Source organism: Marinobacter sp. LV10R520-4, from assembly GCF_002563815.1.
In the GTDB taxonomy this organism is placed as follows: Bacteria; Pseudomonadota; Gammaproteobacteria; order Pseudomonadales; family Oleiphilaceae; genus Marinobacter.
Genome location: NZ_PDJM01000001.1, coordinates 3,749,623 through 3,772,202, shown reverse-complemented (window position 1 = coordinate 3,772,202; position 22,580 = coordinate 3,749,623). Strand labels below are relative to the sequence as shown.

Genomic DNA, 22,580 nt, shown 5'->3' with positions numbered 1-22,580 from the left:
ATTCGCGCCAGTGCGCATTTTGCACTTTGGCTTGCCAGCGTTGGCAACCGCTCGGGTGAATGGACATTTGACCAACTGCCCAAGGGGTTCGCGCGTTTTGGGCAATCGCTCGCCACGTTCGGCAGCCGCTTTCTTGAATGGTTGTCTGACCAGCTGCCAGAAGCTCCGGCCCACCTTTCCGGCCAGGCGGGCCATCAGGTGCGGCGGCTTCAGTCGGGCATGTTGCACCACTATTACAGCCTGATGGCAGTCGGCGTGGGAGTTTTCGTACTCACGCTGGTTTTGGCCATCATCAAAGGAGGTTTGTCTTGATACTCACCGCTGCACTGGCCGTTCCGCTATTCGGCGCACTCGCTCTGGCTTTTTGGCCCGGCTGGTCGCAATCGGCCGCCCGTATCTGGGCTGTCGGGATCTCCCTTGTTCCGCTGGCGTTGATGGCGATTGCCTGGTGGCGTTTTGACACCAACGGGGCAATGTTTCAGTTGGCTGAGGAGGTAGAATGGGTGCCATCGCTGGGTATGGGGTTCCGCCTCGGGGTTGACGGTATCGCATTAGCAATAGCCGCCATGTCGGCGCTGCTGTTTGCCGCGGCCGTGGCTTACCCGGTGGATACCCGTGGCTCTGCCCGCCAGTATTACGCCTGGATTCTGTTCCTGGAGGCGGCCTCTCTTGGGGTATTCCTGGCTATTGACCTGTTGCTGTTCTATGTCTTTTTCGACCTGACCCTGGTCGGTATGTACTTTCTGATAGCCGGATGGGGGCACGGCAAGCCGCAATACGCTGCGCTCAAGTTTTTCATCTACACGCTGTTTGGTTCGCTGTTTCTTTTACTGGCAATTCTGGGCCTGTATCTTGCGACAGATCCTTTAACATTCGATATGCGTGAACTGATTGCCCTACAACCCCTGGCCGGGGGCGGCACCATCGCCAGCGTCGTTATGGCCGCCTTCCTTCTGGCCTTTGTCATCAAAACGCCCCTGGCACCGTTTCATACCTGGCTACCGAGCGCGCACGTAGACGCGCCGGCGCCGGTTTCCGTCATTCTGGCGGGTGTAATGCTCAAAATGGGCACTTACGGTCTGATCCGTATTCCCTACAGCATGATGGCCGAGACCTTCACAAAATGGGCGCTGCCCCTGGCCATTCTGGCTCTGGTTTCGATCCTTTATGGCGCCTTGGTGGCCCTGGGGCAGAAAGACATCAAACGCCGTATTGCTTACACCTCCATCAACCACATGGGCTACGCCGTGCTCGGCATTGCCGCCGCAGGTGCCATGCTGAGTGGCAGTGAAGCCGCTCGCTCCATGGCGCTGATGGGCGCGACCATAGAAATGGTGGCGCACGGCCTGATTACCGGGGCGCTGTTTTTGATCGCAGGGTCGTTCTGGCAGCGGGGAGAAACCTACGACTTTTCAGCCTATGGTGGGCTGTCGGGGCGCACACCCAAACTGGCCAACCTGACCACACTGGCGGCCTTCGCCAGCCTGGGGCTTCCGGGGCTTGCGGGCTTTGTTGCCGAGTTCCACATATTTGTCGGCACCTTTGGTGTGTACCCGTGGCTGGCCGCCATTGCTTTGCTGGGGCTGCTCATCTCGGCCGCGCTCTTCCTGCGTATGCTGCAGTCGCTGTTCTTCGGCCCGCTGCCTGAGCGCTGGAAGACCATGCCGGATCTCAATGCCACCGAATTCACCGTGTTGAGCATTCTGTTGCTGCTGGTTGTGGTGATTGGCGTTTATCCCGCCGTGTTGATCGATTTGATCGAAACATCGACCGGCTGGCTGGTGAGGGGCAGCTGATGCCAGTCGCCGATTTATTGCCAGAACTGATTCTGTTGATTGGCGCGGCCGCTATCGTTGTTGCGGCCTCGTTCTTGCCGCACCGCCTGCACTGGCTGTGTGCCATAGCGGCGATCACGTTGCTGGGGATTAGCTTTGGCGTGGTATTAAGCCGTTGGGATAACGCGGCCCAACTGACGTTTTCCGGAGTCTGGGCGCTGGACGGCGGCGCGCGCTTTGCCAAGCTGCTTATTTTTGGCACAGCTCTCGCCGCCGCGGCGCTGTCACCACAGTGGATGGCAACCGATCGCCGCCATGGCGAGTATTACAGCCTGCTTTTATTTGCCGTTATTGGCGCCGTTATGATGGCTGCAGCGGCGGATACCATGCAGCTGATTGTGGGGGTTCTGCTGTCGTCGGTCACCGGTTACGCACTGGCCGGGTATCACCGCCAATGGAGCCCGGCGCAAGAAGCCGCCATGAAATACTTTTTGATCGGTGCGCTTGCCAACGCCTTGCTGGTGGTCGGGGTGGTGCTGCTGTTTGGCCTGACGGGATTTACCGGCTACACCGAACTGGCGGCGGGGCTGGCCGCCAACCCCGACCCGTGGGTCATCATTGTGGCGTTCGTGTTGGTGTTGATCGGTTTGGGTTTCAAAATGGGCGCGGCCCCGGTTCACATGTGGATGCCCGATATCGCGCAGGCCGCACCGGCGCCCGTCGCGGCGCTGATTACGGTTGTTACCAAGGTAGGGGCCGCCATCGCTCTGGCGCGCTTCGCCATGCTATTACCTGAAACCCTGGGCTGGCGCTGGGCGATCGCGCTGATGGCCGTGGCTACCATGACCTGGGGTAATCTGGCCGCGCTTTGGCAGACAAATCTGCGCCGGCTGCTGGGTTGGTCCGCCGTATCCCAGTCCGGCTATGCCTTAATGGCCATCGTGGTTATTGGCGCGGTGGATCAGGCCTTGGCGGCGTTACTAGTTTTTCTGGCCGGCTACGCGGTGGCTAACGTTGCTGCGTTCGCGGTGGTGGTGTACCTGAGAGGGCGAACGGAATTAGAGGACTATCGCGGTCTTGCCCATCAACGCCCCTGGTGCGCCAGTGTGATCATTCTGGCCTTACTGTCGTTCCTGGGTTTGCCGCCTCTGATTGGTTTCTTTGGCAAGCTGCTGCTGTTCAGTTCGGTTATTGAAGGCGGCTATGCCTGGCTGGCCGTGGTTGCGGTGATTAATACGGTTGTTTCGCTGTTCTACTATTTGCGTGTTATTGCAACCCTGGTGTTTCCGGAAAAACAACAGAGCGTGGCAGATCTGGGGTGGCCTGCGGCCGCCACCATGATCGTAACCGGGCTGATGGTTCTGGGGCTGGGGCTCTGGGCAAATGGTTTGATCAGCTTGGCTCAAAGTAGTGCCTTCATACAGTTCCGTTAAATGGACACTGTCCAAACTGTATTTATAGGAATTTTCGGTGTGGATGGTTTCACCAGAGCGCAGGTTAAACGTCTGGTCAGCGATCGAAATGCGGGTGTCGCATCCGCTGACCAGATGCATTTCGATCCGGTGCTTACCGGTTCGAAGTTACCAATGGTCGAGCCGGGGAAAAACACCATGCGCCGGCCTTGGGGAACCGAGGTGTTGAAGGACTACCCGGAACTTCAAACATTCAACCGGGTCACTTTGCGCGAAAGCATCGAATCAGTGCGCCTGGCGCTCTGGGACGAGAACAAGCGGAGGCTGGTTTCTTTCAGGGAGGCGAGCGTCTGATCAGGGATCAAGTGCGAATGGGGTCATACCTTACACTTCACGGAACAAGGTGGGTGTGACTCAGTAACCCAAGCTGATCGTCAGATCCAGGTTTTTCCCATCGTACGGGAATCTGGCGGCCTCGAACGAAGGCGCACCCATCATGGCGCTTGCACCGTTTGAAAAACCGTAGCCTTCCGTGGGGATCCCTATCCCGTTGGAGCCAAGCTTGCCGTCCATATTTTCATCATGAATAACGGCAAGCGAATAGGTACCCGGCGGGATGCCTACAAAATCGCAACGCGCCTGCGTATCCTGAACCTTTGTCATTATGATATTGGTCGCTGACTGCAGAAACTCAGTAGGAAAGCCTTCTGACGTTTTAAAAAGCGCGCAAGCTACGGCTCCAGCGCTGTTTCTGATGTCCAGAATCTTCACGTGAATGCCAGGGCACGCTGATTGGGCAAAGGTGATTGCGGGAAGATTCGTCAATACTAGCACTGTAAACAATGCTATAAACCGAGCCCTCAGGGGAGAGAGCAGCGTCACTACTGGATGCCTGACCGTGGAGGCCAACACGGACTTACAATTTTTTGACTCACTCATGAGCGCCCTCATAGGTCTGACTTGCGTAGTTTAGTTGAATCCGCCATTAACAGCCTTGCAGCTAATTCAATGAGAAATAACATCTTTCACAGAAACGCCTGGAGCACGTCGCCGCAAACGTCGTTGCGGAAATTAATCAGGGTAGTAGGAAAATCACCCTCCGTTCGACAGTAGTTCTTCTATAAAAATGCTTCAAGTGCTGGGTATACCCTGATTGCCTGCATTCGTGTTGTGACGCTTGACTAAACCTCATTATGTCCATATTCTTGGACATATGGAAACTTTAGAAGCAACAGCAATATTTGGCGCGCTCTCCCAAGAGACTCGACTGGAGGCCTTTCGGCTTTTGGTTCGTCATGAGCCAGAGGGGCTTCCTGCTGGTGAGGTCGCAAGACAACTGGGCGTGCCGCACAATACCATGTCCGCACATTTGTCGGTGCTTGCCCGTGCAGAGCTTGTTCTCTCCCAGCGCCAGAGTCGCTCCATTATCTATCGAGCGAATTTAAATTGTGTGCAAGAGACGATCAAATTTCTGGTTAACGACTGCTGTGCAGGCCATCCACAGGTCTGTGAGCCGCTCACATCCTCGTTAATCGCCTGTTCCACCCAATCGGACGAGCTTTGAGAGATCATGAAATCTTATATTTATCATAATCCTGAATGCGGAACCTCGCGTAACACATTGGCAGTGATGAAGGCCTCGGGTGAAGCGCCTGAAGTCGTGGAATATCTCAAGACACCGCCCACTCGAGAGCAACTGGCAACACTGCTTTCGATGATGCAGATAACGCCTCGCGATCTTCTTCGGCGCAAAGGCACGCCCTTTGATGAGCTAGGGCTCGATAATCCGGCATTGAGCGATGCCCAGTTGATCGACACCATGATTGCGTATCCGATTCTGATCAACCGGCCAATTGTCGTGACCGACAAAGGGGCCCGCTTGTGCCGACCGTCAGAGCGCGTTCTGGATATGCTCGAAAGCCCCATTGCGCACTTCACCAAGGAAGACGGAGACGTGATTCACCATGCGGGAGTCGCGCAATGACCCGTATGACCCTGTTGCATGACTTGCCCAACATCGACCCTGACAAGCTTCACGCCATTGATATTGAGGCGTTGGTCGGCCCCGGCGCATCTCGGCATGCCCCCCGTATTCTAATGCTCTACGGCTCGCTGCGAGCGAGGTCTTTTTCTCGGCTGGTTTCCGTAGAAGCGGGGCGGCTGCTGAGCTGGTTTGGCTGTGAAGTTCGAACCTTCGACCCTACCGGACTGCCGCTCCCCGACGCCGAGGACGCTTCCCATCCCAAGGTTGCGGAGTTACGCGAACTCGCCGAATGGTCTGAGGGCATGGTGTGGTGTTCGCCGGAACGCCACGGCGCTATGACCGGCATCATGAAAGCACAAATTGACTGGATTCCGCTGACGCTGGGGGCCGTGCGCCCAACCCAGGGCAAGACTCTGGCCGTGATGCAGGTCTGCGGTGGCTCGCAGTCATTCAACAGCGTGAATCAACTGCGCGTGTTAGGGCGCTGGATGCGCATGCTGACCATCCCAAACCAGTCGTCAGTGCCCAGGGCTTTCATGGAATTCGACGAAAACGACCGCATGAAACCGTCACCCTTTTACGACCGAATCGTCGATGTTATGGAAGAGTTGGTGAAGTTCACCTGGCTGGTACGCGACCGCAACACTGCGTTGACCGATCGTTACTCGGAGCGCAAAGAGAGCGCCGATACACTGTCAAATCGCGTTAATCAGCGCGCCATTTGACGCCAGAAACTCGATAGCCGCTGACGCAACGCAACGTTAATAATGATCAAAGGAAACGAGGCATGACCACACCTGAAAGCTCACAGTCCCCTAGCGCGTCTGAAGGTATGGGGCTTTTTGAACGTTTTCTTACGCTCTGGGTAGCCCTGGCTATTATAGCGGGTGTGCTGATAGGGCAGTTCGCTCCCGCCATCCCCGAGACCTTGTCACGCTTTGAGGTTGCGCAGGTTTCAATTCCCGTCGCGGTGCTGATTTGGGCGATGATCTTTCCCATGATGGTGCAGGTCGACTTCACGTCGGTTCTCGGCGTTCGCCGTCAGCCCAAGGGGCTGGTTATTACCACGGCGGTGAACTGGCTGATCAAGCCTTTCACCATGTTCGCCATCGCCTGGTTCTTTTTTACCGTGGTGTTCGCGCCTCTGATACCCGCGGATCGGGCCAATGAATACCTGGCTGGCGCTATATTGCTGGGTGCTGCGCCCTGTACCGCCATGGTTTTCGTGTGGAGCTACCTCACGCGGGGCGACGCTGCCTACACTCTGGTTCAGGTGGCGCTCAATGATTTAATCATGCTGTTCGCCTTCGCGCCCATCGTCGTTTTCCTGCTGGGCGTGTCAAACATTCAGGTGCCCTGGGATACGGTCATCCTGTCAGTGGTCTTGTATATTGTCATCCCGCTGGGCGCTGGCTATCTGACTCGTCAGGCGGTTATCAAGCGACGTGGTATCGAATGGTTCAGCAACGTTTTTATGAAACGCCTGGCACCGATCACACCCATTGGCTTGATTATCACTCTGGTGTTGCTGTTCGCTTTCCAGGGCGACGTGATTATCGCTAATCCGTTGCACATTGTGCTGATTGCTATCCCGCTGGTTCTTCAGACCGTGCTGATCTTCTTCATCGCTTACGGCTGGGCGAAGGCCTGGAAGGTGCCCCATTGCGTTGCGGCGCCTGCCGGTATGATCGGCGCCAGTAATTTTTTCGAGCTGGCCGTGGCGGTTGCCATTGCGCTGTTTGGATTGCAGTCAGGCGCGGCGCTGGTAACGGTGGTCGGTGTATTGGTAGAGGTGCCCGTTATGCTAGCTCTGGTGCGTTTTGCCAACGCCACCCGCGGCCACTTTCCGGTGGCGTAACAGATTCGGCGTTAAGCTATTGATATGGCGTTCAAAGCTACGGCATAACGGCGCTACAACCATTTTTGCATTCCATGTCAGTAAACATCTTCCAGATAGCGCCCCTCGGCTCTCAGCTCATCGACATTCATGTGCAAGGGTTTGAGGATGGAGTCAAACACCTGACTTACGCCGGAAGCCATATCCCGGCCACCACATACCAGCACCTGGGCGCCTTTCTCAATCAATTGCCGCAATGCGGTTTCATCAGCCATGATGGCATCCTGAACATAGGCTTTTTCTGCTGATCGTGAAAACGCCGTATTCAGTCCGGTAAGACGGTGGTCATCCAGGTAACCGCCAAGCTCCGGCTGGTAGAGAAAATCCGATTGCGGATTGCGCCCGCCCCAGTAGAGGTACATGGGGCTCAGATCCGCGTTTTTTCGAATAAAGCCGGCCAGTGGGCCTATCCCTGCACCAGCGCCTACGAGAATAATAGGCGTTGCACCGCCCGCCGGACGAAAGCCCGGGTTTTGCTGGATAAACCCGGTAATACGAGCTCCCGGTTTGAGGTTGTGCAGATACCCTGAACATAGGCCGTTGGTCTGCTTGCGCACGCAGATTTCCAACTGCCCATCCGAGGCCGAAGACGCCAGCGAGTACAATCGGGCCGTGTTATCCCCCGGTGGCGCAACGCCAAACAGGTCACCCGCTTCGAAACTCGGCAGATGCGACCGGCTTCTGAAAGACAACACCTGCCATAAATTCCTGCAATCTTGTACCGGCCTGAAACGCAATATGCTGGTAGGCGCGTTTACCGCAACGCCATAGTCCACACGTTCAACAAGCTCGAATTCCGCAGTGGCGGCTGGCACGGGATTGTGGGTCAGCGCCAATGAGATGCCCATGTGCTGGCTGATAGCCTCGCCCCATTCCCGAAATTGCAGTGCGGAGCCGCGATCAATTCGGGTAACGGGGTGCATTTTCTGCAGGCCTTTGCTGCTGAGGGCGGCATCCACATCCAGCGCATACTGGCAGAATTTCGGAAACTGTTGGTCACCAAACCCGAGAACGACAAACCCTAATCCGTCATCCGCCTGAAAGCGTTCAAGTCGGGTCATAAACTGACTGGCGGAGGAGGGCGCGTCACCGTCACCGTAGGTGGATGTCAGAACAAAAAGCACCGAGGCCTGCGGGTAGCGTTTTGCCAGGTCATTCATCGGCGCGCAATGTACTTTTTTGCCGGCCTGATTGAGTTTGTTTTGAAGATCTTTGGCAAAACCCCAGGTGGTATTGCCTTCTGAACCCACCAGAATAACCACATCCGCCACTTCGGTACTGGCGCCTTTACCCGGGCGAGCAGATGATGAACGCCGCTGCCACCAGACTTGTAGGCCGGTAAACGACAGTGCCGGAACGGTCAGCGCAGCCATCCCGAGAATCAAACCCAACCACCACAGGCCTTCACCTGTGTGCAGGCGAATCATCCAGTGCTGGAACTGATTACCCGCAGAGCGAGGCTGGTACTGCAGCAGTTTCCCGGTTGCCTGATCAACGAACCCGGAACCCTGGGTCGTGCTCAGGGAATAGACGTCGCTGGGGTCATTCGGGTAAGGGAATACCAGCTCACGCAGTTCGTTAGCGTCTACGTTTTTTAGCGCGATCAGAGAGCTCACCGGTGCCGGCGTGCCGCCTGAAACCTCCGCCGGAAAGGATGGCTCCGCAGCAGCAGCCTCTGGCAGCAGGCCAAACCGCACGGCAGACATGTAGCTGCCCGTCAGTGCCGACAGCAACAAACCAATCACCGCAAACCGTGCCAGCTCGGCGTGAATCCGCGAGCTACCGGAACCAGCAATGGGCTTTAAAATGGCTTTCCAACCTCCCATACGTCGAGCCAGCAGAAACACGCCGGACAGGCAGAGCAGTAGCATCATTACCGCCAAGCCGCCTGCTAGCATTCGGCCTGCATCATCCAATAGAAATGAGCGGTGCAGGTTCTTTACCCAGCGTAAAAAATCCGATGGCTGATAGGGGGCAATACCCTCACCGGTCAGCGGGTTAACCAGATCGGCACCTGGCTGACGGTCACGGCTGTAATAGACGACAACTTCGCCTGAAAGAGAACGTTGTATCTGCTCGGTGCCCGGATAATGCGCCACGACACGCTCAGACAGGTCAGCAACGCTGATTTCACCGGTCGGCGGGATGGTTGCGCCCGCCCGTTCAATGGCGGGTACAACGGACAAAACAACGCCCGTGGTCGCCAGCACCAAAAGCAGCAATGCGGCGACCAGTCCAGGCCAACCATGTAGCTTGCGTAGCATGAAGCTGGCTCCCGTCAGTTACTTGAGGTTATAGACAAAAGACTGGACGTAGCCACGGCCAGCAACCGACTTTCCAGAGCCTTCCGTGGTTAGCGGGACCACCACATCCGAGCGGTTGTCGCGCATATCTTCAACGGCGCTATCCACACGAACCTGGTAGCCGGCATCGATCAATGCGCCATCAAGTTCCAGGGTCACGTTCTGGGTGCGCCCACTGGTCACACTGGCGCCGGTCAGGCCATCATATTCAGCCTGGTTCAAACCGCTGCCCCGGGCCCAATCGCGCAGATGCTTGTAATATTTGCTTTTCTCACCGGATATCCAGAGGGTCTCATGATATTGGCCATCGGCATCGGTCAGGTAGAGCGCAAGATAAGCTCCGTCGCCGCCGTAATTGCTCAGTTGTGTGCTGAAGGTGACTTCCCTGGCCTGTGCCTGTGCCTGTGAGTAGCCCGGTACTGCCATCACAGCCGCAAGGCCTAGCGCAAACAGAATCTTTTTCATGATCTACTCTCCTTTAATTACTCAACAGTCACGGTGGGGCGACCTTTGACGATTCCCTTAGGCGAAACCGGGTCTTCATTGGTCGATGCGTTGTCGTTTCGTGACTTGCCATGACGGTCATCATCGTGATCGTCGTCATCGTCATCCTCCCGCTCCATTTCCCTCAGCTCAAAGGTCGCTGGCGAGTACTCGGCCTCCACACGATGACCGTTTGGATCCCTTCCTTTAACCTCGTAACAGCCGTCATCCACCTTGATGCGGAACACCTTCCAACCTTCCGCTTCAAGCTTCTGTCGCAGGCTCTCCCGGGGTTGCCATCCGGCAATCGGGTCATCGCAATCATCGTCGGCCAAGGCGCTGCCGCTCATGAGCAGCAACGAAAAGGTGATAACAAGGGGTTTTATATTCATGGCATGTCTCCCGTTGAGTCCGTTGAGTCCGTTGAAACAATCTTAAGCTTGCTACCTGACACTGGCCTGAACGGTAATAATGCTGCTTCAGGCTGCGGTCAGGTAACGGCTGTAGTATCGTTTGGTCACGATCACGGGAAGGGTGAGATATGCGGGTACTGTTGGTTGAGGATACAACCGGGTTGGGCGAGGCCGTGCGGGATCAGATCAGCGAAGATGGCCATGCCGTAGATTGGGTACAGAGCCTCGCTTTCGCTGATACGAGCGTGAAAACCACGCCTTATAACCTGATTTTGCTCGACCTGATGCTGCCAGACGGTCACGGTTTTGATTTTTTGAAAAAACTGAGGGCAGCCGGTGATACAACCCCCGTAATCATTCTGACCGCCAGGGACCAAGTGTCAGACCGCATCGCGGGGCTGAATGCCGGTGCCGACGATTACCTGGTGAAGCCCTTTGACCTATCAGAACTGTCTGCCCGGGTGGCCGCCGTGGCGCGCCGTTATCGCGGCAATCCGAATCCTCTGGTGCGTGTTGGCGACCTTGAAGTGGATCTGGGTGACCACCGCATCAGCCGCAACGGCCAGCCGGTGGAGCTTACTGCCCGTGAATGGGCGCTGTTTGAGGGATTTCTGCAACGCCCGGGAATACTGCTATCGCGGGCTCAGCTTGAAGACCGGCTGTACGAATTCGGGGCTGAAATTGAAAGCAACACCATAGAGGTTTATATCAGCCGTATGCGCAAAAAACTGGGGCACGATGCCATAGTGACCGTCAGAGGGATGGGTTACAGGCTGGAACCCAATGAGCACTAGAACCAGATTACACAAAACCCTCGGCACCTGGCTTACCCTTGGCGTGACCTTGCTCTGGCTGTTGGGTGTTATCGCATCAGGCGTGGTGGCCCGGCACGAAATGAACGAGGTGTTCGACAGTGCATTGGAGGAAACAGCGCAGCGTATCCTGCCTTTGGCGGTGACCGACATACTGAACCGGGAAGGGGACCCAGGTCTGGAGCGGGTATTGGCCCTGAAAGAACACAACGAGTATCTCACCTATCTGGTTCGTAACAAGTCAGGCAAGTTGCTGCTGCAATCCCACGACGCGGACCCCCAGATTTTCGGCGCTATTCCGCGAGAAGGCTTCTCTTACACGCCAACTCATCGGATATACGGGGAATCAGCCATCAGCGAAACCCTCTATATCGAGGTTGCCGAACCTTTGGACCACAGGCGCGAAGCCGTTCTGGACACGAGCCTTGCATTACTGTTGCCGCTTATATTCCTGATTCCCATCAGCCTGGTTGGGGTGTGGTGGGTGATAAAACGGTCACTTCGTCGGGTTGTTCAATTGCAGCAGTCGATAGAAATTCGCGGTGGTGGCGATCTTTCGCCCGTCGCAGTCGAGCGTTTGCCGGAAGAGTTTGAACCCATCATGATCTCGGTGAACCGGTTGCTGGAACGTCTGCGTCGCGCCCTTGAAGCAGAGCGCAGTTTTACCGCCAACAGTGCCCATGAATTGCGAACCCCACTGGCAACGGCGCTGGCCAAGCTACAGCGGTTAAAGACGGGAACGCAGGATCCAGGAGTGAAAGCACGAGCCAGCGAGATTGAAGAGTCGCTTCGCACCCTGTCCAGACTGTCAGAGAAGCTGCTGGAACTGGCGAAGGCCGAGGGTGGCAGTGCCTTATCGGAACAGGGTCACAACCTTGTGCCCATACTGCGGATGGTCGCCAGTGATTATGACCACCAGGCGCCAGGCCGACTCCTGCTCAACCTGCCTGATGGTGACGTTACGTCATTACTTGACTTGGACGCCTTCGCCATTCTGGTTCGGAACCTGATCGAAAATGCCCTTAGGCACGGCGCGGACGATCAACCTGTGAATATCAGCCTGACAGATGACGGTACTCTGCGAGTGGTCAATCGCGGTGAGATTGTATCGCCGGAGAAACTTGCCTTATTGCGTAATCGGTTTGTCCGCTCCAACACAAAAACAGTGGGTTCCGGCATTGGGCTTGCGATTGTTGAAGCCATCGCCAGCGGCGCGGGCATATCCCTGAACCTTCGGTCACCAGCCTCGGGCCAGAGCGACGGTTTTGAAGCCGAACTCAATATTATTGTGGTCGAATGAAAACCGAAGGTTTAAGGCTGGTGTCAGGTTCACTTTGCATAATTCAGACAAACCCAAACGGAGTTTGTTTGTGCCCAACCTACGCACCAGTGTCGTCCTTTTTCTGCTTTTAGCGGTTCAGTTGAGTGTCTGGTCTCCCGGGCTGAGCTATGAGCAATTTCTGACACTCAGTGGATACCTTGCCATCAACTTCATGTCCATCACTATGCTGCTGGCTACCCGCCCTGGGTGGCTGGAATCCCCGCTGGGTGGTCTGGACAGAATGTATCAGCTGCATAAATGGACCGGCATTCTGGCCGTCATTTTTGCCTTGTCACACTGGCTGATCGAAATGGCGGATGATGCCCTTGAAGCCCTGTTTGGAACCGATCGCGGCTTAAAGGAAGCCAACTTTTCGGGCGTACTGGACAGTCTGCAGGATGGCGCTGAAGATCTGGGCGAACCCGGCCTGTATCTGCTGGTGTTTCTGGTTGTTATTACCCTGATTCGCTGGGTGCCCTACGGTTACTGGCGTTACCTGCACCGGGTGATGCCACTGATTTATCTGGCACTGGCCGCCCATGCACTATTGTTGGCTCCGCTGCTGTGGTGGCAACAACCCACCGGCTGGCTGATGGCGCTGTTAATAGTCGGTGGTGCCACCGCGAGCCTGCAATCACTGACCGGAAAGATCGGCAGGAGTCACCGCTACAAAGGGATGGTTCAGGCCGTCAAACAGACATCAGCCAACATCACGGAAGTCGTCTGTGACATGGGAAAACGGTGGCCCGGGCATCGAGCCGGACAATTCGCCCTGGTGACCTTCGACCGGATCGAAGGGGCACACCCTTTTAGCCTGTCCTGTGCTGACAATGCCACCGGTCAACTCAGTTTTCAGATCAAGGCATTAGGAGACTACACTCGCAAGATTCCGCAGCAGCTGCACAGTGGCCAGGAGGTGACGCTCGAAGGCCCTTATGGTCGTTTTGATCTCGACAGCGGCAGGAAAAACACCCAGCAGATCTGGGTGGCGGGCGGCATCGGCATCACACCGTTTCTGGCAGCGCTGGACAACCGCCTAATGAATACCGAAAAAAGACATCCAGCCGTGACACTCCACTACTGCACCGCAGGAGCCGTGAATGACCCAATGGTGACTCGCCTGAAACAACTGACGGAGCAACTTCCGGACATATCACTGCACATCCACGACAGTCTGCAGGGACAGCGATTGACCGCAAACCAACTGCAGATCCTTAGCGCCAAGGTGGATGTCTGGTTTTGCGGGCCGCAAGGCCTGGCAAAGGCGCTGCGAAGCGGCCTCAAGCAACAGTCCGTATCGGTGCGCTTTCATCAGGAAATTTTTGAGTTTCGCTGAGTGCTAGTGTGGTAAATGTTGTTTATGAGATCTACGAGGGGTTTTCATTCAACCTCATTACTTGTAACGCGGGATTGGGTAAGCACATGAGCCATATTGAAAACCATCGATCACATCGCGTAGGTTGGCTACGCGCTGCAGTCCTGGGTGCGAACGACGGAATAGTGTCTACAGCGAGCCTTATTATTGGTGTTGCTGCGGCTAGCAGCGCTCATGAAGGCATTCTTTTGGCAGGACTTGCCGGTTTAGTCGCAGGCGCTATGTCTATGGCTGCGGGCGAGTACGTGTCCGTTAGCTCTCAGTCTGATACTGAAAAAGCCGATCTGGCGATTGAGAAAAGATCGTTGGAACAGGACTTTGAGTCTGAAACAGAGGAGCTCGCTTTAATATACGAACGCAGAGGGCTTGAGTCGGCTTTGGCGATGCAAGTTGCTAAACAGCTAATGGCCCACGATGCACTGGGTGCGCATGCCAGGGATGAGATCGGTATCTCGGAAAGTGCTCGCGCCCAACCTGTTCAGGCTGCCCTCTCTTCGGCAGGCACTTTTACCGTGGGCGCCGCACTTCCGTTAGCGGCGGCGTGGCTTGTACCGGGTAGCCAGCTTATTTCTGTTGTTGCAGCATCTGCTTTGGTTTTCCTCGCTCTTCTAGGCGGAATGGCTGCGCGTGCGGGGCGTCAATTGCTATCGGCGCAATCAGGGTCACATTTTGGGGTGCACTGGCAATGGCACTTACAGCTGGCGTAGGTCGAATATTCGGTGTGGTTGCATGATTGCTCAGGGAAGATGGCTGCGGATCATCAAACATCCCAGTTTAAAAAATATTCTGAGATAAACCACAATCTGTCAATTTTTGACATTTTTCTGATGAAACCTCCACAAAGCCATGACATGGGGTGGGCTATCCTAGCATCTCAATGTCAGGCCGACTCTATCAGTCGTCAATGTGGTGGTCATTTTCATAATGAAACAATTCTTACCGCTTCAATTGCAAGGGTTTATTGCCGCCGGCGGCCTTGCCACGCTGTTCCATTGGTTTGTGATGGCAGCGCTGATCGGCGCAGGCCTTGAGCCAACACTGGCAACCGCAAGCGGAAGCGTGTCTGGCGCCGCACTCAACTATGGCCTCCAACGGCGCCTGGCATTCCGCAATGCCGGTCCCCACAGGGTAACGCTCTGGCGCTATATAGGCTCCTGCTTTGTTGCCTGGCTGTGCAATCTCGTCTTTTTCTTCCTGCTCCATAACGTTCTGACACTTTCCGTACCGCTGTCACAAGTCGTAACCACAGCTCTTGTCGCTGCACTGAATTACATCGTCTACCAAAGGTTGGTCTTCCATGAACAAACGCGTTGAGTTCCCTGTTTTACCGTTTGATGGCCCGCTTGATAAGCCGCTGCTATCACTGGTGGTGCCGCTTTTCAACGAGCGCCCGATGCTGCCACTATTCTTCGACCGGGTTTTACCTGTGCTTGCCAAGCTGCATCTACGCTGGGAAGTTGTGCTGATTGATGATGGTAGTGACGATGGCAGTGCCCAGTACATTCGCAGTGTTATCGACCGAACGCCCGGCGTCCGCCTTGTCAAACTGAGCCGGAATTTCGGCAAGGAAGCTGCAATGACGGCGGGGATGGAACACGCAAGGGGCGATGCGGTGATCGTGCTGGACGCTGATCTGCAAGATCCGCCCGAGCAGATTCCGGCTATGGTCGAATGCTGGCAATCTGGTGTTGACGTTGTTCTGATGCAGCGTCGTTCACGGGCGGGCGAAACCGTGTTCAAACGCTGGAGTGCACACCTTTTTTACCGTTTGCTGAACCGGACCAGTCGAACCAATATTCCGGTGGATACCGGCGATTTCCGGTTGATGAGCCGCAAAGCCGTTAACGCTCTGTTGGTGCTGACGGAGCGCAATCGTTATATGAAAGGGTTGTTTGCCTGGATTGGCATGCCTACTCAGGTTATCCAGTACGACCGTGAATCGCGAGTGGCCGGGGAGACGAAATGGGATTACCCAGGGCTGGTAGGCCTGGCTCTTGAAGGGCTGACTTCTTTTTCTATTTCACCGTTGCGCTGGGCGACTGTGATCGGGCTCATTGCCGCCAGTATGGGCGCGGTCTTCGGACTGTGGATCGTGGTTAAGGCCATCATGCTGGGCGATGCGACCAGCGGTTATCCCTCGCTTGTGGCCATTATCAGTTTTTTGGGGGGTATTCAGCTGATGAGCGTAGGCATCGTGGGCGAATACGTCGGTAAGACCTATATGGAGTCAAAGCAGCGGCCGATCTACCTGACAGAGGAAGTCGTTGAAAGTCGGGATGGCCTGCGCCAACAGGCTAACCAAAAAATGACGGAGACGCGTCATGTCAAAGCGGTTTAACGTTTGGCTGCTGATACTGGCTGCAATAATGGTCAGTCGTTTCATCGGCATGGCGCTGTTTCCCTTTGCTGACACCACTGAGCCTCGTTACGCGGAAATTGCTCGGCTGATGGCCGAAACCGGTGACTGGATTACACCCTGGTTTGAGCCCGGCGTTCCTTTTTGGGGCAAGCCGCCTTTGTCATTCTGGGCCCAGGCGGCGGCGATCAAGGTGTTTGGTGTGTCGGAGTTTTCGCTGCGCTTTCCCGCCTGGCTGGCAACGCTTGCGATGGTCTGGCTTGTATGGCGTCTGGCGAAGCAACTTTGGAGTGTTCAGGTGGCTCAATGGAGCTGCCTGGTGTTCGCCACCATGGCGCTCACTTATATCAGTGCTGGTGCCGTGATGACAGACGCCTTTCTGGCCCTAGGCACAACCCTTACGTTAGTCAGTTTCTGTTTGGCGATGCTGGGAGAAGGCGGCCGGTGGCGCTGGCTCTTCTTTGTTGGCTTGGTGATCGGACTTCTGTCCAAGGGGCCTTTAGCCCTGGTGCTCGTCGGGATTCCCATCGTGTTGTGGTTACTGCTCTCATGGCGCGAAGCCGTCAACAATCTGAGACGACTGCCCTGGTTGCGAGGAACACTGATGACGGCCGTGCTGGTCTGCCCGTGGTACATACTGGCTGAGTTAAAGACGCCCGGGTTTCTGGATTACTTTATTATTGGGGAGCATATTCGCCGGTTTCTGGATCCGGGGTGGGCGGGTGACCTTTATGGCAGCGCCCATAATCAACCAAAAGGCATGATCTGGATGTTCTGGTTGTGGGCCTCGTTCCCCTGGGGCATAGTCGCGGTTCTCAGCTTGGCACTGGCGTGGTTCAGGGGCAAAAGACACGGCATCGTAAGCAGGACACTGTCGAACCCGGGCGTTAGCTTTTTACTGGTAAGCGCACTGGCACCGATGCTATTTTTCACGCTTGCAGGTAATACACTCTGGACTTATATACTACCTTCGCTGCCGTTTACCGCCATTTTGATCGGCCGCTGGGTGTCAGAATGTAAGCCTTTCTGGTTATCATCTGTGCGCGGTGGTTTGGTGGCGCTTGTGCCTGTCTTACTGACAGTGTTCGTGGGTGTCGCCACCATGGGCTGGACGCAGCTCAAAACAGAGAAGGAACTGGTAAGCTATTATGAGCAGGTCAGGGAAGCCGATGACAGCCCGTTGATCTATCTGGGCGATCTGCCATTTTCAGCCAGATTTTACTCAGGTGGAATGGCTCTGGAAGTCACCAGAGACGGTTTGGATGATTTGCCCGTTACAGACGCATTTCAACATCTGTATGTTGCGGTACCCCAAAAATGGTCAAGCGAAAAAGTGGCTGATTTATCACCGTCAGCCAGAAAAGTGATGGAAAATAAGCGCTATCAATTGCTGGTCATTGATGGATTCCGCCGCGATCAGCAATCGGTGTCTGACACCAACGGAGTTCGCTCGAATGACATCTAATCAAGCTTCTATCGAGGCTTCTCTCCAAGCTTCCGCCCAAAATTCTAGCCAAGTTTCTCGGAAGGTTCCGGCGCAGTCTTCTCTCAGACTGTTGATTATCGAAGACCAGGTCGATCTGGCAGAAAACCTGTTCGAGTTTCTGGGTGAAGACCGCTACAGCCTGGATTTTGCTGCGGACGGTTTAACGGCTTTGCACCTTCTGGCCACGCAAAGCTATGACGTGATCGTGCTTGACCTGATGTTACCCGGCGTCAATGGTTATGATATTTGTCGGCGTATCCGTCAAGACCTGCAGTGCCAGACCCCAGTCATTTTGATGACGGCACTCAGCGCCCTTAGCGACAAGGAAAAAGGCTTTGATTGCGGCGCGGATGATTACCTGGTGAAGCCGTTTGAACTGCGCGAACTCCAGCTAAGAATCGATGCTCTGCATCGGCGCCATTCGCCGCAGAGGCCGGTTTTAACGGCGGGCGATATGAGGTTCGATCCAGGTACGCTGGAAGTGGCGCTGCGTGGATCAAAAACGACCTTGTCTGGCACACCAGCCCGCCTGTTTGAATTGCTGGTGCGGGCGTACCCGAGCTTTCTAAGCCACGAGGCGTTAACCGATGCGGTATGGGGCGCTCACCATGGAGAAACCGAAGGCAACAGTCTTCGCACCCATATCTATACGCTTCGAAAATCCTTGCAGTCAGGCTTGGGCAATGGGCTGGTAAAAACAATTCATGGGCGGGGGTACAGCCTGGAAGTGCCAGCAACAGGGAATCCTGAGACGCCATGAAGTCGTCTTTGACCGCACGCCTGGTGCGAACGCTGTTTTTTCTGATTGCCGCCACCACAGCAACGTCGATGTTTATTGTCGAAGTGTTTGTTAACGACGTTGAGGACACCATTCTGCGTTTGGAGCTAAAGGCTGAAGCCGAGTATTTCACGGAGCAACTTCAGCAAGGGCGTTTTCAGACCATTAAAACAGCGCAGCTTGAGGCCGTTTTTCTGCCAGAAGGCCAGGCAGACGCAGTGATGCCGGAATATTTCCGGAGCCTTTCCTTACCGTTTTCCCGGGAAATTGAAGTAGGGCAGACAACACTGCTAATTTACGGCGAACAGCTGGAAGCGCCCTATGGCAAGCTCTTTCTGGCCAAAGACATCACCATCATGGAGAATCGTGAGAGATTGGTTCTGCTCGTCCTGGTGGGTGTGGCGGGTTTAATGCTGCTTATTGGCTTTTTCGTTGCCCGCACAGGAGCGCAGTACCTGATACGTCCTTTCAGAAAGCTAACCCACGAAGTACTCAACACAGTTCCCGGGGCTTTGATGGAGCAAATCGCCACGGACTATCGTGATCAGGAGTTTTGCGATATCGCCGAGGCGTTTAACCGTTTTCTATCTGCGCTTGAGCACCATATCGAGCGGGAAAAATCCTTTGTGAAGTTGGCCAGCCATGAACTTCGTACGCCTCTGGCGGTGATGAGTGGCGCTTTGAATGTATTGGAGCAACGCCAAAGCTTGTCGGCACCCGATCAGAAAACCCTCGCCCGTATTCGTCGAGCCATGCAAACCATGCGCGACGATACCGACGTACTGCTTGAGCTTGCCCGCAGTGAGGCGTCCGAAAGCGACGCCAGAACCATTGTGCTGCAGGACATCGTTCAAAACACCATTGATGACCTGGAGCATGGAAATCCGGCTCACGCCGGGCGAATCACTGTCTGCAACAATAACCTTGAGCTGAGAGTCAAAACCCATCCCGCTCTGGTGCGAATGTTGCTCCGTAACCTGTTGCAGAATGCTTTAAGGCACACTCATGCCGGAGTGGAGGTTCGCATGATCGAAAACAGAATCTCGGTGCGAGACTTCGGCCCCGGGCTTCCTAGTAAAATAACGGAGCACTTGAGCGCTATCGGAGCGCCCAGTGCCATTACCTCCACGGCCGGAGAGCTCAGTAATGCCACCTTTGGGTTGCTGATCGTTCGGTTGGTTTGTGAACGACTGGGCTGGGAGCTGGAGATCGCACAGTCAGACAATAAGGGAACGGAGTTCCTGATACACGTTCACAATCGCGCCTGACAGGCACAGCTCTCTGCACAGATGTCCACGCTAACTCGGCCCCGGGTCAGGTTAATCGGGTAGCCCATAGGCCCGCTCGCGATACAGTTCCAAAGGAAGTAGAGCGTGGGCCAGCGCTTTTCTCACGGCCATGTCTTCGGGTACATCCTCCAGATATTCGGTGCTCCCGGTTTCCCGCGAATATGCCCCTGCCAAAGGCTTTTGGTCGGGACGTAATACCGTCACTTTATAGTTTTCGTCCATCCAGGCGTAATAATCGTTAAATTGCATCATCGCCCGACCGGGTTGGTCCGGAAATCGCACCAGGTCACGGCCTACCATCGGGTGCTCGCTCGTAATGCCCATGAGTGAAAGCAGCGTTGGTGCAAGATCAACCTGGCTTGTGATCGTTTTAATACGGCGGCTCTCAATGTCCGCACCGAGTATCAGCCCCGGAATCTGAAAATTCTTTATGGGCACCAGCTCATCGCCCCAAACTCTGGCGTCGTGGTCCGCAACAATCAGAAACACCGTGTCTTTCCAATAGACGCTGTTCCGCGCGGTATCTATGAACTGACCCAAGGCGTGATCTGCGTATTTAACGGCGTTATTGACGGTGTTTTTCTCTTCGTCGTACTGCTCAATTCTGTTGTCCGGATATTCAAACGGTGTGTGATTGGACGACGAGAAAACCAGACGGAAAAAGGGTTCCCCGGAGGCATGCAACTTTTGAATGTCTTCATGGACCTTTGCGAACAGATCTTCATCGCTGACCCCCCAGCTACCGGTAAACGAGGGGGCGGTATAATCCTGTTGGCCAACAATCGTGTCAAAGCCATTGCCAGCAAAAAAACTGCGCATATTATCGAAATGGGTTTCGCCGCCGTAGATGAACCCGGTGTCGTAGTCTTTTTGTTTCAGCAGCTCGCCCAGCGTAAAAAATTCGGTTTGTGATAGTGATAGTTTCACCACACTGCGCGCCGGCGAGGGAAGGTATCCAGACACAACGGCCTCAATACCCCGAACGGATCTTGTACCGGTTGCGTACAAATTTTCGAACCACCACCCGGATTCTTTCAATGCTTCCAGGCGAGGAGTCACCGGGGTGCCACCAAACGATTCAACAAAGGTCGCACCCAGGCTTTCCTCAAGAACGATCACTAAATTAAGAGGGCGCTGTCTCTGTTGCACAGGGGTTTGACTATGCAGGGTCGGGAACGGACTGGAGTTAAATTCTGAGCCACTGAGCCAGGGCGCACTCCTGACCTCGGCCAGTATGTCGGCCATTTTCATATCGCCATACCGGGCACTCGCGTCTGCCTCGTGCTTGAGATTGTAGATTGCAAACGCCACGGACCAGGTAGAGTTGATAATCAGCGAGTTCACCAGAGCATCGGAGGTCAACGCAAACATTGCCGGGTTGGCAGGGCGGTGGCCAGTGGTGGAGCGAATGGACATAAAAACCGCGTAACTATTCAGCTCAAATTTTCTAAAAAAGTTCTTAACAGGGTTTTGGCCCCAATTTTATGAATTTAGGCCACACTCAACGCAAACCCATTAAGCGACGCGCAAAGCCTCCAAGAGCCCTTCACGGCCCTTTCGTTTTGTTGTCCATCCCCGGGGCGACGTCGATTTGAAAAACCCCGTCAAATCCGCGCTCAGGACGAAAAATTCGACCTGAAAAAGTCGTGCGATAATAAGGCATCACTCGACGGTACTCAGACCCATGAAGATCAGCAACATTGATGTCGACGCCGCGCTGGCGAACGTCAGACAACAACTCCAAGCAGACACAACCGTCGCGCCTTCCATGCGGACGGCCATCGAGTTGCTGATTGTGCTGGTCCAGATACTGAGTGGGCGGATTAACACCCACAGTGCCAACAGCAGTAAGCCGCCGTCTCAGGATCCGAACCGCCCCAGACAGAACCGTTTGAAGAGCGGGCGTAAGCCAGGCGGGCAGCCCGGTCGCGTTGGGAAGACGTTGCAACCGGTGGTAAACGTCACTGGCTGCACGGCGCATCGAATGACCGACTAACCTGGCTTGCGCCCCATGCACAACGAGGTCAGCAGGCGATGAATGCGATCGGCATCCTGCCGCGCTTCAACGGTGTGCTCTGTCACGATCACTGGAAGCCGTATTACCGTTATTCATGCTTGCACTCTCTGTGCAATGCGCACCACCTGCGAGAACTTCAGCGCGCCTGGGAGCAGGATAAACAGGTGTGGGCTCAGCGGATGCAAACTCTACTGAACATCATGACCGACAGCGTCGACGACGCCGGCGGCTGCCTGCCACCGGACAAAGCGCAGCGGTGGCGCAAGGGGTGTACCGACGCTGCCTGGCAAAAGCGCAAAAAGAGTGCCCGCCGCCGGATGAAAGCCAACGCCAGGGCAAGCCCGGGCGACTCAAACGCACGCGGGCACGCAATCTGCTGGAGCGGCTGATCGCCTACGAAGCGGATGTGCTGCGCTTCCTCGACAATTCAGAGGGTCCGTTTACCAACAACCAAGGTGAGCGAGACATCCGTATGTTCAAAGTGCAGCAAAAAATATCGGGTTGTTTTCGATCCTTTGAAGGAGCCGAGATCTTCTGTCGCGTGCGCAGTTATCTGTCGACGGCGCGTAAGCAGAACGTGTCTGCCTCGAAAGCCCTGATGCATTTGTTCGAGGGGAGTATGCCGCCGTTCATGGCGGTGGGTGCGGGTACTGATACGACCGTTTTAAATCAAACCAGCTGAATAGTTACCACTCATTTTTGCTTTACCACCTACTGTAACTTGTATCGCCTGATGATCGGTTTCACGCATACCCAAGTCAATGGCATCTAGCCCTCAGGGCATTCGCCCCGTCTGAAACCACGTGCAGGACATCAGTCAGACCTTGAAGTTGGCGGGTAGTCGTATTATAGCTGTTCGTCGTAACTTTTCGAAGACCG

General features: G+C 55.2%; 19 protein-coding genes and 3 pseudogenes. 16 read left to right on the top strand and 6 right to left on the bottom strand.

The features are described 5' to 3' along the window. Window positions 1-308: 308 nt before the first annotated feature. A complete protein-coding gene (locus tag ATG98_RS18210) occupies window positions 309-1,796 on the top strand; it encodes a complex I subunit 4 family protein (protein ID WP_098424048.1) in 1,488 nt (495 codons plus the stop codon). Further along, window positions 1,796-3,208 carry an NADH-quinone oxidoreductase subunit N gene (locus ATG98_RS18205; RefSeq protein WP_098424047.1) on the top strand — a complete coding sequence of 471 codons (1,413 nt, stop codon included), beginning with the start codon at window positions 1,796-1,798 and terminating at the stop codon, window positions 3,206-3,208. The genes ATG98_RS18210 and ATG98_RS18205 overlap by 1 nt, the downstream gene beginning before the upstream one ends. A 60-nt stretch (window positions 3,209-3,268) precedes the next feature. Here ATG98_RS18205 and ATG98_RS22780 read toward each other — a convergent pair. Together ATG98_RS22780 and ATG98_RS18190 are read right to left on the bottom strand one after the other, a co-directional pair. Then, window positions 3,269-3,328 (bottom strand): annotated as a pseudogene (locus ATG98_RS22780) (hypothetical protein); the annotation flags it as partial. 273 nt (window positions 3,329-3,601) lie between these two features. Further along, complete coding sequence (locus ATG98_RS18190; protein WP_228706200.1) at window positions 3,602-3,958, bottom strand: DUF2141 domain-containing protein; 357 nt, start codon at window positions 3,956-3,958, stop codon at window positions 3,602-3,604. Between the two features lie 406 nt (window positions 3,959-4,364). On the opposite strand from ATG98_RS18190, the gene ATG98_RS18185 reads away from it, so the two are divergent. The 4 genes from ATG98_RS18185 (at window position 4,365) to arsB (ending at window position 7,029) form a co-directional block, all read left to right on the top strand. Next, window positions 4,365-4,751 carry an ArsR/SmtB family transcription factor gene (locus tag ATG98_RS18185; RefSeq protein WP_218925896.1) on the top strand — a complete coding sequence of 129 codons (387 nt, stop codon included), beginning with the start codon at window positions 4,365-4,367 and terminating at the stop codon, window positions 4,749-4,751. A gap of 6 nt (window positions 4,752-4,757) precedes the next feature. Further along, window positions 4,758-5,171: an arsenate reductase (glutaredoxin) gene (arsC, locus tag ATG98_RS18180; RefSeq protein WP_098424046.1), complete on the top strand. Its 414-nt coding sequence runs from the start codon at window positions 4,758-4,760 to the stop codon at window positions 5,169-5,171. Next, window positions 5,168-5,896, top strand: a complete 729-nt coding sequence (gene arsH / locus ATG98_RS18175; protein WP_416376584.1) for an arsenical resistance protein ArsH — start codon at window positions 5,168-5,170, stop codon at window positions 5,894-5,896. The genes arsC and arsH overlap by 4 nt, the downstream gene beginning before the upstream one ends. Window positions 5,897-5,958: 62 nt before the next feature. Further along, window positions 5,959-7,029: an ACR3 family arsenite efflux transporter gene (gene arsB, locus ATG98_RS18170; protein ID WP_098418431.1), complete on the top strand. Its 1,071-nt coding sequence runs from the start codon at window positions 5,959-5,961 to the stop codon at window positions 7,027-7,029. Window positions 7,030-7,106: 77 nt separating this feature from the next. Here the strand turns inward: arsB and ATG98_RS18165 are convergent, their stop codons facing one another. Genes ATG98_RS18165 through ATG98_RS18155 form a run of 3 tightly spaced genes read right to left on the bottom strand, consistent with a single transcriptional unit; the run spans window position 7,107 to window position 10,246 of the window. Beyond that, window positions 7,107-9,332, bottom strand: a complete 2,226-nt coding sequence (locus ATG98_RS18165; protein WP_098424045.1) for a PepSY domain-containing protein — start codon at window positions 9,330-9,332, stop codon at window positions 7,107-7,109. Between the two features lie 18 nt (window positions 9,333-9,350). Continuing rightward, complete coding sequence (locus ATG98_RS18160) at window positions 9,351-9,836, bottom strand: DUF2271 domain-containing protein (RefSeq protein WP_098418429.1); 486 nt, start codon at window positions 9,834-9,836, stop codon at window positions 9,351-9,353. 17 nt (window positions 9,837-9,853) lie between these two features. Further along, the gene (locus ATG98_RS18155) at window positions 9,854-10,246 is read right to left on the bottom strand and encodes a PepSY domain-containing protein (protein WP_098424044.1); all 393 of its coding nucleotides are present in this window, start codon (window positions 10,244-10,246) and stop codon (window positions 9,854-9,856) included. A gap of 149 nt (window positions 10,247-10,395) precedes the next feature. Here ATG98_RS18155 and ATG98_RS18150 point away from each other — a divergent pair, with 149 nt between their 5' ends. The 9 genes and pseudogenes from ATG98_RS18150 (at window position 10,396) to ATG98_RS18110 (ending at window position 19,663) form a co-directional block, all read left to right on the top strand. Beyond that, on the top strand, window positions 10,396-11,061 hold the full coding sequence (locus tag ATG98_RS18150; protein WP_098418427.1) for a response regulator transcription factor: 666 nt from the start codon (window positions 10,396-10,398) through the stop codon (window positions 11,059-11,061). Continuing rightward, the gene (locus ATG98_RS18145) at window positions 11,051-12,379 is read left to right on the top strand and encodes an ATP-binding protein (protein WP_098424043.1); all 1,329 of its coding nucleotides are present in this window, start codon (window positions 11,051-11,053) and stop codon (window positions 12,377-12,379) included. Before ATG98_RS18150 ends, ATG98_RS18145 begins: the two co-directional genes overlap by 11 nt. Before the next feature lie 70 nt (window positions 12,380-12,449). After that, window positions 12,450-13,736 carry a ferric reductase-like transmembrane domain-containing protein gene (locus ATG98_RS18140; protein WP_098424042.1) on the top strand — a complete coding sequence of 429 codons (1,287 nt, stop codon included), beginning with the start codon at window positions 12,450-12,452 and terminating at the stop codon, window positions 13,734-13,736. An 86-nt stretch (window positions 13,737-13,822) separates the two neighbouring features. Continuing rightward, a pseudogene (locus ATG98_RS18135) lies at window positions 13,823-14,508 on the top strand (VIT1/CCC1 transporter family protein). A gap of 191 nt (window positions 14,509-14,699) precedes the next feature. Beyond that, window positions 14,700-15,089 (top strand): GtrA family protein, encoded by a 390-nt coding sequence (locus ATG98_RS18130; protein ID WP_098424492.1) that lies wholly within the window; start codon window positions 14,700-14,702, stop codon window positions 15,087-15,089. Then, the gene (locus ATG98_RS18125) at window positions 15,073-16,113 is read left to right on the top strand and encodes a glycosyltransferase family 2 protein (RefSeq protein ID WP_098424041.1); all 1,041 of its coding nucleotides are present in this window, start codon (window positions 15,073-15,075) and stop codon (window positions 16,111-16,113) included. Before ATG98_RS18130 ends, ATG98_RS18125 begins: the two co-directional genes overlap by 17 nt. Next, on the top strand, window positions 16,097-17,596 hold the full coding sequence (locus tag ATG98_RS18120; RefSeq protein ID WP_098424040.1) for an ArnT family glycosyltransferase: 1,500 nt from the start codon (window positions 16,097-16,099) through the stop codon (window positions 17,594-17,596). The genes ATG98_RS18125 and ATG98_RS18120 overlap by 17 nt, the downstream gene beginning before the upstream one ends. Further along, the gene (locus ATG98_RS18115; RefSeq protein WP_098424039.1) at window positions 17,586-18,377 is read left to right on the top strand and encodes a response regulator transcription factor; all 792 of its coding nucleotides are present in this window, start codon (window positions 17,586-17,588) and stop codon (window positions 18,375-18,377) included. Before ATG98_RS18120 ends, ATG98_RS18115 begins: the two co-directional genes overlap by 11 nt. Then, window positions 18,374-19,663, top strand: coding sequence for a sensor histidine kinase (locus ATG98_RS18110; protein WP_098424038.1), 1,290 nt, complete (start codon window positions 18,374-18,376; stop codon window positions 19,661-19,663). Before ATG98_RS18115 ends, ATG98_RS18110 begins: the two co-directional genes overlap by 4 nt. A 51-nt stretch (window positions 19,664-19,714) precedes the next feature. Here the strand turns inward: ATG98_RS18110 and ATG98_RS18105 are convergent, their stop codons facing one another. Then, the gene (locus tag ATG98_RS18105) at window positions 19,715-21,100 is read right to left on the bottom strand and encodes an LTA synthase family protein (protein WP_228706199.1); all 1,386 of its coding nucleotides are present in this window, start codon (window positions 21,098-21,100) and stop codon (window positions 19,715-19,717) included. A 268-nt stretch (window positions 21,101-21,368) separates the two neighbouring features. On the opposite strand from ATG98_RS18105, the pseudogene tnpC reads away from it, so the two are divergent. Then, window positions 21,369-22,383: pseudogene (gene tnpC, locus ATG98_RS18100) on the top strand (IS66 family transposase). Window positions 22,384-22,580 lie beyond the last annotated feature (197 nt).